This window comes from Lonsdalea iberica, assembly GCF_002111585.1.
GTDB classification, from domain to species: Bacteria; Pseudomonadota; Gammaproteobacteria; order Enterobacterales; family Enterobacteriaceae; genus Lonsdalea; species Lonsdalea iberica.
Genome location: NZ_LUTP01000039.1, coordinates 1 through 14,272, shown reverse-complemented (window position 1 = coordinate 14,272; position 14,272 = coordinate 1). Strand labels below are relative to the sequence as shown.

General features: G+C 52.7%; 12 protein-coding genes. 1 reads left to right on the top strand and 11 read right to left on the bottom strand.

The features are described from left to right. The first annotated feature begins 42 nt into the window (after positions 1–42). On the top strand, positions 43–291 hold the full coding sequence (locus tag AU511_RS13320) for a DUF1127 domain-containing protein (protein ID WP_094109978.1): 249 nt from the start codon (positions 43–45) through the stop codon (positions 289–291). Positions 292–321: 30 nt separating this feature from the next. Here the strand turns inward: AU511_RS13320 and AU511_RS17300 are convergent, their stop codons facing one another. The 11 genes from AU511_RS17300 to AU511_RS13270 all read right to left on the bottom strand — a co-directional run. Further along, positions 322–501 carry a hypothetical protein gene (locus AU511_RS17300; RefSeq protein ID WP_139823933.1) on the bottom strand — a complete coding sequence of 60 codons (180 nt, stop codon included), beginning with the start codon at positions 499–501 and terminating at the stop codon, positions 322–324. Continuing rightward, on the bottom strand, positions 479–1,555 hold the full coding sequence (locus AU511_RS13315) for a DUF1176 domain-containing protein (protein WP_167372042.1): 1,077 nt from the start codon (positions 1,553–1,555) through the stop codon (positions 479–481). Before AU511_RS13315 ends, AU511_RS17300 begins: the two co-directional genes overlap by 23 nt. Positions 1,556–1,655: 100 nt before the next feature. Then, positions 1,656–5,879, bottom strand: coding sequence for a DNA-directed RNA polymerase subunit beta' (rpoC, locus tag AU511_RS13310; RefSeq protein ID WP_094101790.1), 4,224 nt, complete (start codon positions 5,877–5,879; stop codon positions 1,656–1,658). 92 nt (positions 5,880–5,971) lie between these two features. After that, positions 5,972–10,000 carry a DNA-directed RNA polymerase subunit beta gene (gene rpoB, locus AU511_RS13305; RefSeq protein ID WP_094109976.1) on the bottom strand — a complete coding sequence of 1,343 codons (4,029 nt, stop codon included), beginning with the start codon at positions 9,998–10,000 and terminating at the stop codon, positions 5,972–5,974. A 332-nt stretch (positions 10,001–10,332) separates the two neighbouring features. After that, positions 10,333–10,701: a 50S ribosomal protein L7/L12 gene (gene rplL / locus AU511_RS13300; protein WP_026740922.1), complete on the bottom strand. Its 369-nt coding sequence runs from the start codon at positions 10,699–10,701 to the stop codon at positions 10,333–10,335. A 68-nt stretch (positions 10,702–10,769) separates the two neighbouring features. Then, a complete protein-coding gene (gene rplJ, locus AU511_RS13295) occupies positions 10,770–11,267 on the bottom strand; it encodes a 50S ribosomal protein L10 (protein WP_094101789.1) in 498 nt (165 codons plus the stop codon). Positions 11,268–11,570: 303 nt separating this feature from the next. Next, complete coding sequence (gene rplA / locus AU511_RS13290; RefSeq protein ID WP_026740924.1) at positions 11,571–12,275, bottom strand: 50S ribosomal protein L1; 705 nt, start codon at positions 12,273–12,275, stop codon at positions 11,571–11,573. 3 nt (positions 12,276–12,278) lie between these two features. Then, positions 12,279–12,707, bottom strand: a complete 429-nt coding sequence (gene rplK, locus AU511_RS13285) for a 50S ribosomal protein L11 (RefSeq protein WP_004929911.1) — start codon at positions 12,705–12,707, stop codon at positions 12,279–12,281. 159 nt (positions 12,708–12,866) lie between these two features. Next, complete coding sequence (nusG, locus tag AU511_RS13280; RefSeq protein ID WP_026740925.1) at positions 12,867–13,412, bottom strand: transcription termination/antitermination protein NusG; 546 nt, start codon at positions 13,410–13,412, stop codon at positions 12,867–12,869. A gap of 1 nt (position 13,413) precedes the next feature. Then, a complete protein-coding gene (gene secE / locus AU511_RS13275; protein ID WP_026744200.1) occupies positions 13,414–13,797 on the bottom strand; it encodes a preprotein translocase subunit SecE in 384 nt (127 codons plus the stop codon). A 234-nt stretch (positions 13,798–14,031) separates the two neighbouring features. Continuing rightward, positions 14,032–14,272, bottom strand: a 241-nt coding sequence (locus AU511_RS13270; protein WP_094109975.1) for an EF-Tu C-terminal domain-related protein, incomplete at its 5' end; no start/stop codon positions are given.

The window sequence follows — 14,272 nt, the reverse complement described above, 5'->3', positions numbered from 1 at the left end:
CCTTTCATGATGGTGCCACACCATCGGGGGAGGGAATGAAAAATGACACAACATCATCAACATTCGCAGAGATCCACGCTGCGCGCGCTTTTCATCAGCGTTTATGAGAGTTGGCAAGAACGACGTCTGCTCAACAGAACGCGCGCGTTACTGTATGCGATGAGCGACGAACGCCTCAAAGATATCGGCCTGTCGCGTGCGGATATTGACCAGTGCTACCAACCCGAGACATTCGGCAAAGACGGTTGGCTTCAGTACCGGAATGATGCTCACAAGAAAAATGAAAGGTAAGTGCTGTCGCAAATTTTTTTACGCGACGGTTTACACATCGTTGCAGCGGCGCTCGCGGGAAAAACCGAGCAACGTTAGAGTGCCCATGCCGGCACACTCGTCGGCCGCAGGCTGACTTTGAATCCACACGCCTGCGCCTCCTATGCCGCTGCCGGTCTGTCCTTGCCGGCGGCGGCCCTTCCCGCCTTTACCGCTGATTGTCTTCGTCATATCCCGGCGTTTCCCATAGCGACGGCCATTCGCCAGGCCAACCCCCATGACATCCCGTCTGACTATGATAAGTCACTAATTGAAACTGTTTACCGTCGTAGCGCCACTGAGCGCGTTCACCGCAGTCGGCAAACCCACGACCTTTCGCCAAATGGAACAGGTCGCCAGTCTGAGGATCATAGTCGGCGTTAGTAAACCAATCCACCTGCTGCGGATGTCCGCTTTCATCCGGCAGCGGCAACGGCAGTACCAGTTGACGCGCGGCCGACGGATTGTCGCGCGGCGTAATAAACACCAGGCTCGATGATTGATAAGCGCCCATGCCACAGTTGATCATGATCAGCGCATGGCGATCATCCAGTGGGTGAACCTGATTCATCTCTTTATCCTGCTCGTTGACGTCGCAAGTCTCTCTCATCAGCAGCGCATGCTGCGCTTTAATGACGGCATCGACCAACGTTTGCGGGTTGCTTACCGCAGGCACGTTTGTCAACGCGGGCGGCAGTCCGGGTTGACTCAACCTCGCCGGAACGTCGGAGGCCGTTTTACTCCCCCGCTGCAGTAACGCGCCCTGAGTGCCAATCCGTCCCTGGCGTTCATCCACCAGCAGAAGCGCCGCGTTTAATCCCCGCAGAGAGCTGCCCTGTTGCGGATTGTCACCAACGGAAAGCGTCTGCGCCTCTTTAGCCTGCTGCAAAAAATGTTGTATCGCCGGCACATTTTCCGTGGCGACAATCGCATCGTCGTCGTTAAGCGAAGGCGTTAAACTCAATCCTTCGGCCGGGTCTTCATCTAGCCACAATGTGGGGTGGGCTTCCTGAGAAAAAGGCACTATTGTTAATGATGTCACGCCGGTCGCCCCAGCCTGCCGCGTGAGCGTAATCCGCAGGTTTTCATCGATATTACGCACGTCGCAGTCGTTTAGGTTGTTGCACGTCACCTGCCAGTTGGTGAAGATTTTTTGCACCGGCGTCGCGAACGACACGCCGGCAGCAGAAACCGGTACGGCGGACAACACCGCCAGACTTGCTGCAACCACACTTGCTTTCAGCATAATGTTTCTCTTATTGCCCTGTTTTATAACTTTCATCACTCGCTTTTTATGCATAAAAAAACCGCTCCGGGGAGCGGTTTTTTATCACACAGCGTCGACGTTACTTGTCGTCACTGTTGCCGAAACCGGCGTTCAGCAGCTCAGCCAGGTTAGCGGAAGCTTCATCCGCGCTGACCTGAGGTACGGCGACGGGTTCACCCGCCTGGCGGCGACGCATACGATCCTGATGGTATGCATAACCGGTACCAGCCGGGATCAGACGACCCACGATCACGTTCTCTTTCAGACCGCGCAGTTCATCACGCTTACCAGCCACTGCGGCTTCGGTCAGTACGCGAGTCGTTTCCTGGAACGAGGCCGCAGAGATGAAGGACTCGGTCGCCAGAGACGCTTTCGTGATACCCAGCAGGTCGCGGCTGTAGGTTGCCGGCAGCTTGCCGTCGGCTTCCAACTGACGGTTGGCGATCTTGACGCGAGACACTTCAGCCTGCTCACCTTCCAGGAACTCAGTGCTGCCCGCGCTTTCGATGGTGCCTTTACGCAGCATCTGACGAACGATAACTTCGATGTGCTTATCGTTAATCTTAACGCCCTGCAGGCGGTAAACTTCCTGCACTTCGTTGGTGATGTAACGCGTAACCGCATGCACACCACGCAGACGCAGAATGTCGTGCGGAGACTCAGGACCATCGGAGATCACGTCACCACGTTCAACACGTTCACCTTCGAACACGTTGAGCTGACGCCACTTCGGAATCATCTCTTCGTACGGATCGCTACCGTCAACCGGCGTGATCACCAGACGGCGCTTCCCTTTGGTTTCTTTACCGAAGGAAATAATACCGCTGATTTCAGCCAGGATTGCCGGCTCTTTCGGACGACGGGCTTCGAACAAGTCAGCAACGCGCGGCAGACCACCGGTGATATCCTTGGTACCGCCGGATTCCTGCGGAATACGAGCCAAGGTGTCACCAGAGCCGATTTTCACGCCGTCTTCAAGCTGGACAATCGCTTTACCCGGCAGGAAGTACTGAGCCGGCATGTCGGTGCCTGGGATCAGAACGTCGTCGCCGTTGTCATCGACGATTTTCAGCGCCGGACGCAGTTCTTTACCACCACCGGTACGTTCTGCACTATCCAGAACCACGATGGAGGACAGACCGGTCAGTTCATCGGTCTGACGCGTAATGGTCTGGCCGTCGATCATGTCGGTGAAGCGGATGTTACCGCTCACTTCCGTGATTACCGGCATGGTGTGCGGATCCCAGTTCGCGACTGTATCGCCACCAGCAACGGCTTCGCCGTCGCCTTTCGCCATCACGGCACCGTAAGGCACTTTATAGCTTTCTTTAGTACGACCAAATTCGTCGATCAGCGTCAGCTCGGTGTTACGTGAAGTAATCACCAGCTTGCCTGCGCTGTTCGTAACGTACTTGGCGTTGCTCAGTTTCAGCGTACCCTTGTTTTTCACCTGGATACTGGATTCCGCTGCCGCACGAGATGCCGCACCACCGATGTGGAAGGTACGCATGGTCAGCTGGGTACCCGGTTCACCGATGGACTGTGCCGCGATAACCCCGATGGCTTCACCCTTGTTGATGATGTGACCACGAGCCAAGTCGCGACCGTAACATTTGGCGCACACGCCAAAGTCGGTTTCACAGCTTACGACAGAGCGGACTTTCAGCGAGTCGACGGAGTTTTCTTCCAGCAGGTCACACCACTGTTCGTTCAACAGCGTGTTACGCGGAACCAGAATATCAGCCGTACCCGGTTTGATAACGTCTTCAGCCGTCACACGACCCAGAACACGCTCACGCAGCGGTTCTTTAACGTCGCCACCTTCGATAACCGGGGTCATCATGATGCCTTCGTGCGTTCCGCAATCGTCTTCCGTCACGACCAGGTCCTGCGCCACGTCGACCAAACGACGGGTCAGATAACCGGAGTTTGCGGTTTTCAGTGCGGTATCCGCCAGACCTTTACGAGCACCGTGGGTTGAGATGAAGTACTGGAGTACGTTCAGACCTTCACGGAAGTTCGCGGTGATTGGCGTTTCGATGATGGAGCCATCCGGCTTCGCCATCAGACCACGCATACCCGCCAGCTGACGAATCTGCGCCGCGGAACCACGCGCACCGGAGTCAGCCATCATAAAGATGCTGTTGAAGGACACCTGCTGCTCAACAACGCCATCGCGGTTAACCACGTCTTCAACAGACAGGTTTTCCATCATCGCCTTGGCAACACGTTCGTTCGCCGCAGCCCAGATATCGATAACTTTGTTGTAGCGTTCGCCCGCCGTAACCAAACCTGATTGGAACTGCTCCTGGATCTCGGCGACTTCGGTTTCGGCTTCTTCGATGATTTCGGCTTTCTTCGCCGGGATAACCATGTCGTCGATACCTACGGACGCACCAGAGCGCGCTGCGTAAGCAAAACCGGTGTACATGATCTGGTCAGCAAAGATAACGGTCGGCTTCAGGCCCAAAATGCGGTAACAAGTGTTCAGCATTTTGGAGATCGCTTTTTTGCCCAGAGGCTGGTTAACGATCGAGAACGGCAGACCTTTCGGCACGATCATCCACAAAATCGCACGACCGATGGTCGTATCGATGATGCTGGTCTGATGCGTGGTTTCGCCTTCAATATTCTTGATCTCTTGCGTGATACGCACTTTTACGCGCGCATGCAGAGAAGCCAGACCGGCACGATAGACGCGTTCAGCTTCTTTCGGTCCAGTCAGGACCATGCCTTCGCCTTTGGCGTTAACACAGTCGCGGGTCATGTAGTAGAGACCCAATACAACGTCCTGAGACGGAACGATGATAGGCTCGCCGTTCGCCGGAGACAGGATGTTGTTGGTAGACATCATCAGCGCACGCGCTTCCAGCTGGGCTTCCAGCGTCAGCGGTACGTGAACAGCCATCTGGTCACCATCGAAGTCGGCGTTGTACGCGGCACAAACCAGCGGGTGCAGCTGGATAGCTTTACCTTCGATCAGCACCGGTTCAAAGGCCTGAATACCCAGACGGTGCAGGGTAGGCGCACGGTTCAGCAGCACCGGGTGTTCGCGGATCACTTCATCCAGGATGTCCCATACAACCGCTTCTTCGCGCTCAACCATTTTCTTGGCAGCTTTGATCGTTGTGGCCAGGCCACGCAGTTCCAGCTTGCCGTAAATGAACGGTTTGAACAGTTCCAGCGCCATTTTCTTCGGCAGACCGCACTGATGCAGACGCAGGTACGGACCTACGGTGATAACGGAACGACCGGAGTAGTCGACACGTTTACCCAGCAGGTTCTGACGGAAACGACCCTGCTTACCTTTGATCATATCGGCCAAAGATTTCAGCGGACGCTTGTTGGAACCGGTGATGGCTCGACCACGACGGCCGTTATCCAGCAGCGCATCCACCGCTTCCTGCAGCATACGTTTTTCGTTGCGCACGATGATGTCCGGCGCAGCCAGATCCAGCAGGCGTTTCAAACGGTTGTTACGGTTGATCACGCGACGGTACAGATCGTTCAGATCCGACGTAGCGAAACGACCGCCATCCAGCGGCACCAGCGGACGCAGGTCCGGCGGCAGAACAGGCAGCACAGTCAGGATCATCCACTCCGGCTTGTTACCGGACTGCACGAACGCTTCCAGCAGCTTGATGCGCTTGGTCAGCTTTTTACGTTTGGTTTCGGAGTTAGTTTCGTTCAGCTCTTCGCGCAGCTGTTCGCACTCCTGCTCCAGATCCATGTTTTTCAACAGGGCCTGAACCGCTTCGGCGCCCATCTTGGCGTCGAATTCGTCACCAAACTCTTCCAGCGCATCCAGATACTGCTCTTCAGTCAGGATCTGACGCTTTTCAAGGTTGGTCATGCCGCCTTCGATAACCACATAGGATTCGAAGTACAGGACGCGTTCGATGTCACGCAGCGGCATATCCAGCAGCAAACCGATGCGGGAAGGCAGCGATTTCAGGAACCAGATATGCGCAGTCGGAGAAGCCAGCTCGATGTGGCCCATACGCTCACGGCGTACTTTGGTCTGGGTCACTTCAACGCCACACTTCTCACAGATAACACCACGGTGCTTCAGGCGTTTGTACTTACCGCACAGGCACTCGTAATCTTTTACCGGCCCGAAGATACGGGCGCAGAACAGACCGTCACGTTCTGGTTTGAACGTACGGTAGTTAATGGTTTCCGGCTTTTTAACTTCACCAAAAGACCACGAACGGATCATGTCTGGCGATGCCAGAGCAATTTTGATCGCATCAAACTCTTCGGTCTTAGTTTGCGCTTTCAGAAACTTTAATAAGTCTTTCACGGATTGGCTCCTGTCGGAGTTAGACCTGTAAGGCACCTGAGTCAAACTCAGGTGCCCCTGTAACGAATGTCAGCAACGCAATCGGGCTGGTATTACTTTTCTTCCAACTCGATGTTGATACCCAGCGAGCGGATTTCTTTCAACAGTACGTTGAAGGATTCCGGCATGCCTGGTTCCATCCGGTGATCGCCATCCACGATGTTTTTATACATCTTGGTACGGCCGTTCACGTCATCGGATTTCACCGTCAACATTTCCTGCAGGGTATAAGCTGCACCGTAAGCTTCCAGCGCCCATACTTCCATCTCACCGAAACGCTGACCACCGAACTGCGCCTTACCACCCAGCGGCTGCTGAGTAACCAGGCTGTAGGAACCGGTAGAACGTGCATGCATCTTGTCATCAACCAAGTGGTTCAGCTTCAGCATGTACATATAGCCCACGGTGACCGGACGTTCAAATTGCTCGCCGGTACGGCCGTCAAACAGCGTAATCTGACCGGAAGTCGGCAGATCGCCCAGCTGCAGCAGCGCTTTGATTTCGCTCTCTTTAGCACCGTCAAAGACCGGAGTCGCGATTGGCATACCCTTCTTCAGGTTTTCTGCCAGGCGCAGCACTTCTTCATCGGAGAACGTGTTCAAATCCACTTTCTGACGTACGTCGTTACCCAGGTCGTATGCTTTCTGGATGAATTCACGCAGCTTGTCTGCTTCTTCGCGCTGTTTCAGCATGGTGTTGATCTTGTCACCAATACCTTTCGCAGCCATACCCAGATGGGTTTCCAGAATCTGACCGATGTTCATACGTGATGGTACGCCCAGCGGGTTCAGCACGATGTCTACCGGCGTACCGTTTTCATCGTAAGGCATATCTTCGATCGGGTTGATCTTGGAGATAACACCCTTGTTACCGTGACGACCCGCCATTTTATCACCAGGCTGGATCTGACGTTTCACGGCCAGGTACACCTTGACGATTTTCAGCACGCCCGGCGCCAGATCATCACCCTGGGTGATTTTGCGACGTTTGGCTTCGAGTTTCTTCTCAAACTCGTGTTTCAGCTCGTCGTACTGCTCGGCCAGCTGTTCCAACTGATTCTGTTTTTCTTCATCAGTCAGACCCAGTTCCAACCAGCGCTCACGCGGCAACTGATCCAGCTTCGCGGCTTCAACGCCACCGCTAACCAGCACGTCGTGAATACGGGCAAACAGACCAGCTTCGAGGATCTGCAGTTCTTCGGTCAGGTCTTTTTTGGCCTGCTTCAGCTGCATCTCTTCAATTTCCAGAGCACGTTTGTCTTTTTCTACGCCGTCACGGGTGAAGACCTGAACGTCGATAACCGTACCGGAAACGCTGTTAGGCACGCGCAGAGAAGAGTCTTTAACGTCAGACGCTTTCTCACCGAAGATAGCGCGCAGCAGTTTCTCTTCCGGAGTCAGCTGAGTTTCGCCTTTCGGCGTCACTTTACCGACCAGGATATCGCCACCGGTTACTTCCGCACCGATATAAACGATGCCGGACTCATCCAGTTTGGAGAGCGCGGCTTCACCCACATTCGGGATATCAGCGGTGATTTCTTCAGGCCCCAGTTTGGTATCACGAGATACGCAAGCCAGTTCCTGGATATGGATAGTGGTGAAGCGATCTTCCTGCACCACGCGTTCGGAGACCAAGATGGAGTCTTCGAAGTTGTAGCCGTTCCACGGCATGAACGCTACGCGCATGTTCTGACCCAGTGCCAGTTCACCCAGATCGGTGGACGGACCATCGGCCAGCACGTCGCCGCGCTCAATCGGTTCACCCAGAGACACACACGGCATCTGGCTGATGCAGGTGTTCTGGTTGGAACGGGTATATTTGGTCAGGTTGTAGATGTCGATGCCCGCTTCGCCCGGATACATTTCATCAGGGTTAACGTTAATGACAATACGTGACGCATCAACGTACTGAACCGTACCGCCGCGTTTCGCTACTGCGGTAACACCGGAGTCTACTGCCACCGCGCGTTCCATACCGGTACCTACCAGCGGCTTGTCAGCGCGCAGAGTAGGAACGGCCTGACGTTGCATGTTCGCACCCATCAAGGCGCGGTTAGCATCATCGTGTTCCAGGAACGGGATCAAGGAAGCACCGACGGAAACCACCTGCTGGGTGGAAACGTCCATGTATTCAACCTGATCGCGGCTGAACAAGCTGGACTCGCCTTTGTTACGGCAGGTCACCAGCTCATCGATGAAGTGGCCTTCTTCGTCCAGATTGGTGTTCGCCTGAGCGATGACGAAGTTGCCTTCTTCAATCGCAGACAGGTAATGAATCTCATCAGTCACAACGCCGTCGCGAACCAGACGATAAGGGGTTTCCAGGAAACCGTATTCGTTGGTCTGCGCATAAACGGACAAGGAGTTGATCAGACCGATGTTCGGACCTTCCGGCGTTTCGATAGGACATACGCGACCGTAGTGAGTCGGGTGTACGTCTCGAACTTCAAAGCCGGCGCGTTCACGGGTCAGACCGCCAGGGCCCAATGCGGAAATACGACGTTTATGCGTGATCTCAGACAGCGGGTTGTTCTGGTCCATAAACTGGGACAGCTGGCTGGAACCAAAGAACTCTTTCACCGCTGCCGAAATCGGCTTGGCGTTGATCATGTCCTGCGGCATCAGCGTGTCGAGATCGCCCAAAGACAGACGCTCTTTAACAGCACGTTCGACGCGGACCAAACCAACACGGAACTGGTTTTCAGCCATCTCACCGACGGAACGGATACGACGGTTGCCCAAGTGGTCGATATCATCCACTTCGCCTTTACCATTACGGATGTCGATGAGTTTCTTCATCACATCAATAATGTCTTCTTTGCTCAGGATACCGGAACCTTCGATTTCCTCACGCAGCAAAGAGCGGTTGAACTTCATTCGACCAACTGCGGACAAATCATAACGATCTTCGGAGAAAAACAGATTTTCAAAAAGCGTTTCTGCTGCTTCTCGTGTCGGCGGCTCACCCGGACGCATCATACGGTAGATCTCAACCAACGCGCTCAAGCGGTCGTGGGTTGGGTCGACGCGTACGGTCTCAGAGATATAAGGACCGTGGTCCAGATCGTTGGTGAACAGCGTTTCGATTTGCTTGTGACCGGACTGGCTCAGTTTGGCCAGTAGATCCAGCGACAGCTCCATGTTCGCATTCGCGAGCACTTCGCCAGTGCTTTCGTCAACGTAGTCTTTCGCCAGCACTTTACCGGCGATGTATTCCACCGGAACTTCAATGCTTTCGATGCCGTCTTTTTCCAGCTGACGGATGTGACGAGCAGTAATACGACGACCTTTCTCGACGTACACCTTGCCGTTGGCTTCAATATCGAAGGAAGCCGTGTCACCACGCAGTCGCTCCGGAACCAATTCCATCAACAGCTTGTTGCCGTTAATTTCATAGACGATTTTGTCAAAGAACAGGCCCAAAATGTCTTCGGTAGAGAAGTTCAATGCGCGTAGGATAATCGTCGCAGGCAATTTACGACGACGGTCGATACGGACAAACAGGTTATCTTTCGGATCGAATTCGAAATCCAGCCAGGAACCACGGTAAGGAATGATGCGTGCGTTATACAACACCTTACCTGATGAGTGGGTTTTACCCTTGTCGCTGTCAAAGAATACGCCCGGGCTACGGTGCAGCTGAGAAACGATAACGCGCTCAGTGCCGTTGATCACGAAGGTACCGTTGTCGGTCATGAGCGGAATTTCACCCATGTACACTTCTTGTTCTTTGATATCTTTAACGGTGCCTTCTGGCGCTTCACGCTCGTAGATCACCAGACGCAGCTTAACGCGTAACGGCGCAGAGAATGTGACGCCACGGATCTGACATTCTTTAACGTCAAATACCGGCTCGCCGAGGCGATAGCTCACATACTGCAGCTCGGAATTACCGCTGTAGCTTTTGATAGGAAATACAGAACGGAATGCTGCTTCCAGACCGTACTGACCTTCCGGATCTTGCTCGATGAATTTCTGGAACGAGTCAAGCTGGATAGAAAGGAGATAAGGCACGTCCAGAACTTGCGGACGCTTACCAAAGTCCTTACGAATACGTTTTTTCTCGGTATAGGAGTAAACCATAGGGTTCCTCAGCTCGCTGAAAAGTAGAACCTCTCTGTCCGTCCTAAAAATAAAGGACAGTTCATGCAACACCGTTTATATCGATCGAAAAGTGGAACACTTTTCGCAATACTTGTTTCTATCACTCTTAAACCATTTCGCTGCAGTCGAGTTCAGCGGTCAAAGCAGCTGAGGCGCAGTATATTAAGTCGTCGATAGAAAAAAATATTGTGGGTTAATCAATGGTCAAACAGTGTGAAACACCATTGATTCCCTACAGCGCAAAAAGGCTGGTGACTAAAAAGCCACCAGCCATCAGCCTGATAAATCAGGCTGCAACCTGTAAGTTAAATTTATTTAACTTCAACAGAAGCACCAGCTTCTTCCAGGGCTTTCTTCAGAGCTTCAGCGTCGTCTTTGCTGATGGCTTCTTTCAGAACTGCCGGAGCAGATTCTACCAGGTCTTTAGCTTCTTTCAGACCCAGGCCAGTCGCGCTACGAACTGCTTTAATAACTGCAACTTTGTTGCCGCCAACAGCAGACAGAACAACGTCGAACTCAGTTTTTTCTTCAGCAGCTTCAGCCGGGCCAGCAGCAGCAACAGCTACAGCGGCAGCAGCAGAAACACCGAATTTTTCTTCCATTGCGGAAACCAGCTCAACAACGTCCATTACAGACATAGCTGCTACTGCTTCCAGAATTTGATCTTTAGTGATAGACATAACAATTGTTCCTAAGAATCAGAAATAGTTTATACGTTAGCAAACACGATGCCAGTAAAAAGGGGCGATTAAGCCGCTTCTTTCTGATCGCGTACGGCAGCCAGTGTGCGAACCAGTTTGCCGGCAGCGGCTTCTTTCATGGTCGACATCAGACGTGCCAGTGCTTCTTCGTAAGTCGGCAGAGTTGCCAGACGGTCAATTTGAGCCGCCGGAATCAACTCGCCGTTAAAGGCTGCAGCTTTGACCTCAAAATTTGCATTCGCTTTCGCGAACTCTTTGAACAGACGAGCAGCAGCGCCCGGGTGTTCCATTGAGTATGCAATCAGGGTCGGACCGATAAACGTGTCTTTCAGGCACTCAAACTCAGTACCTTCAACTGAGCGACGCAGCAGCGTGTTACGAACAACACGCATGTATACGCCAGCTTCACGACCTGCTTTACGCAGTTCAGTCATTTTATCTACGGTAACGCCACGAGAATCCGCAACAACCGCAGACTGCGCGCCTTTGGCTACTTCGCTGACTTCAGCAACAATCGCTTGTTTGTCTTGAAGATTTAATGCCATTAGCTTTTGCTCCTGGATTTGGCCGGAGAAATCTCCGGAACTCACTTCACCTGTAGCCAAAACGACCAACAGGCGTTAACACACGGTGAGCAGAATCCAGTAAAGACAAGTCAAACTTTTCTTCAGGCTCTGTCACCGTCTACGCAGGAAGATTAAGCCTCTTTCGAAACACCTGCGGTCTTGGACGGAGGCCTGGATCAGGCCAGGCTCCAACCGAAAATTCTTCTTCAGTCCCACAAGTGGAACAATGCGGCGTGGGATTATAAGGAAATCCAGCGCCGCAGTAAAGAGGAACAAAAGCTATCAGTTAGCTACGGCGTTCAAACCGCTCTGATCGACAGCTAAGCCAGCACCCATGGTGGTGGACAGGCTAACTTTCTTGATGTACACGCCTTTGGCCTGAGACGGTTTGGCTTTTTTCAGCGCAACCAGCAGAGACTCCAGGTTTTCTTTCAGTTTGTCAGCGTCGAAATCAACCTTACCGATAGTGGTATGGATGATGCCGTTTTTGTCGTTACGGTAACGAATCTGACCTGCTTTAGCATTCTTAACTGCTTCAGCAACGTTAGGCGTTACAGTACCCACTTTCGGGTTCGGCATCAGGCCACGCGGCCCCAGGATCTGGCCGAGTTGACCAACTACGCGCATTGCATCCGGAGAAGCAATAACAACGTCGAAGTTCATTTCGCCTTTCTTGATCTGGTCAGCCAGGTCATCCATACCTACCAGGTCTGCGCCAGCAGCTTTAGCCGCTTCAGCGTTTGCGCCCTGAGTAAATACAGCAACGCGTACGCTGCGGCCAGTACCGTGCGGCAGCACGGTAGCGCCACGTACGTTCTGGTCAGATTTACGTGCATCGATGCCCAGATTTACGGCAACGTCAACGCTTTCTACGAATTTCGCAGTGGCCAGCTCTTTGAGCAGGGCAACGGCTTCGTTGATGTCGTACTGTTTAGTTGCATCAACTTTGTCACGGATCACGCGCATGCGCTTGGTCAGCTTAGCCATTTCTTAGTCCTCCACTACCAGGCCCATGGAACGAGCAGTACCTTCAATGGAGCGAGTCATCGCTTCCACGTCAGAACCAGTCATGTCCGCAGCTTTGGTTTCTGCGATTTCACGTACCTGAGCACGAGTTACTTTACCGACTTTGTCTTTGTTCGGCTTGCCAGAACCAGACTTGATACCAGCCGCTTTTTTCAGCAGAACGGCTGCCGGCGGAGTTTTGGTAACGAAGGTGAAGGAACGGTCAGAGTAAACGGTAATAACAACCGGGATCGGCAGACCTTTTTCAATGCTGTCAGTCTTAGCATTGAACGCCTTACAGAATTCCATGATGTTAACACCCTGCTGACCCAGAGCCGGACCAACCGGAGGGCTCGGGTTAGCCATACCGGCTGCAACCTGCAGCTTGACGTAGGCTTGTACTTTCTTGGCCATTTAACTTTCCTCGAATGGGTGATAGCGCTTCGTTTAGCGAAGCTCCCCGCAGTGATAAAAACGTTTTACACGTCAATAAACGCATAAAATAAAGGCGCGAGATAGTAGTCTATTTTCGCGCCATATACAAGCAGAAATTCTTAGTGGTAAATGCTCAAATCAGCCTTTCTCTACCTGACCAAAATCCAGTTCTACCGGGGTAGCGCGGCCGAAGATAGAGACAGAAACTTTCAGGCGACTCTTCTCGTAATCCACTTCTTCAACAACGCCGTTGAAGTCAGCGAATGGGCCATCGTTGACGCGGACCATTTCACCCGGCTCAAACAGGGTTTTCGGACGCGGCTTGTCGCCAACCTGCTGCAAGCGGTTCATGATGGCATCGACTTCTTTATCGCTAATCGGCGCCGGACGGTCAGAAGTACCGCCGATGAAGCCCATTACGCGTGGGACGCTGCGAACCAAGTGCCAGCTAGCATCTTCCATCACCATCTGCACCAGCACATAGCCTGGAAAGAATTTGCGCTCGCTTTTGCGACGCTGTCCGCCACGAATTTCCACTACCTCTTCAGTAGGGACCATCACTTCACCGAACAGATCTTCCATGTTGTGAAGTTTAATGTGTTCACGCAGCGACTGAGCGACGCGACCTTCAAAGCCAGAAAACGCCTGAACGACGTACCAACGTTTCTTTGGAGCTTCAGACATCTTAAAACCTCAGGCCAGTAATAAACGATACTAAACGGACCAGAATACCATCCAGTCCCCACAAAATCAGTGACATGACGGCAGTTACCGCAGCAACGATCAGCGTAGTATGTAGCGTTTCCTGACGAGTCGGCCATATGACTTTTCGAACTTCAGTACGAGCTTCACGCGCAAACAGAACGGTCGCTTTACCTTTCGTCGTCAATAACGCTATGCCACCCGCAACAGCGATCAGGATAACAACAGCCAATGCTCGCAGAGGCAGGCTCAACTCACGGTAATAATAATTACCGACAACCGCCGCGACCAGTAAAACAGCGACGATTAGCCATTTCAGCATCTCAAGCCCACGTCCACTACCCTGAGCTTCGGTATTCGCACTCATAAACCAACCTGTCACAATGATTCAGACAAATAATTTTTGCCCAGCATGAAGGGCAAACCAGACCGAATACTGCCTTTAAAGGAGAGATTCGGGATTACGCCGTTTATACAGAGCCCATCTCACCAATGATTATACTTCACAATCGCTGATGAGATAGGTTCTACCCTGACAGCGTAGAAAAAGGGCATCAAATGATGCCCTTTTATCGCGTGTTGCGTCAATTCTTATCAGCAATTAAGCGATAACTTTAGCAACCACACCAGCGCCTACGGTACGGCCACCTTCACGGATAGCGAAACGCAGACCATCGTCCATTGCGATCGGAGCAATCAGGTTTACAACCATCTTGATGTTGTCGCCCGGCATGACCATTTCTACGCCTTCCGGCAGTTCGATGGTGCCCGTTACGTCAGTTGTACGGAAGTAGAACTGCGGACGGTAGCCTTTGAAGAACGGAGTATGACGGCCGCCTTCA

Bases quoted from the DNA above. Each gene is read 5' to 3' on its own strand.
- AU511_RS13320 (WP_094109978.1), top strand. From the start codon at position 43: ATGACACAACATCATCAACATTCGCAGAGATCCACGCTGCGCGCGCTT.
- AU511_RS17300 (WP_139823933.1), bottom strand. From the start codon at position 501: ATGACGAAGACAATCAGCGGTAAAGGCGGGAAGGGCCGCCGCCGGCAA.
- AU511_RS13315 (WP_167372042.1), bottom strand. From the start codon at position 1,555: ATGCTGAAAGCAAGTGTGGTTGCAGCAAGTCTGGCGGTGTTGTCCGCC.
- rpoB (WP_094109976.1), bottom strand. From the start codon at position 10,000: ATGGTTTACTCCTATACCGAGAAAAAACGTATTCGTAAGGACTTTGGT.
- rplL (WP_026740922.1), bottom strand. From the start codon at position 10,701: ATGTCTATCACTAAAGATCAAATTCTGGAAGCAGTAGCAGCTATGTCT.
- rplJ (WP_094101789.1), bottom strand. From the start codon at position 11,267: ATGGCATTAAATCTTCAAGACAAACAAGCGATTGTTGCTGAAGTCAGC.
- rplA (WP_026740924.1), bottom strand. From the start codon at position 12,275: ATGGCTAAGCTGACCAAGCGCATGCGCGTGATCCGTGACAAAGTTGAT.
- rplK (WP_004929911.1), bottom strand. From the start codon at position 12,707: ATGGCCAAGAAAGTACAAGCCTACGTCAAGCTGCAGGTTGCAGCCGGT.
- nusG (WP_026740925.1), bottom strand. From the start codon at position 13,412: ATGTCTGAAGCTCCAAAGAAACGTTGGTACGTCGTTCAGGCGTTTTCT.
- secE (WP_026744200.1), bottom strand. From the start codon at position 13,797: ATGAGTGCGAATACCGAAGCTCAGGGTAGTGGACGTGGGCTTGAGATG.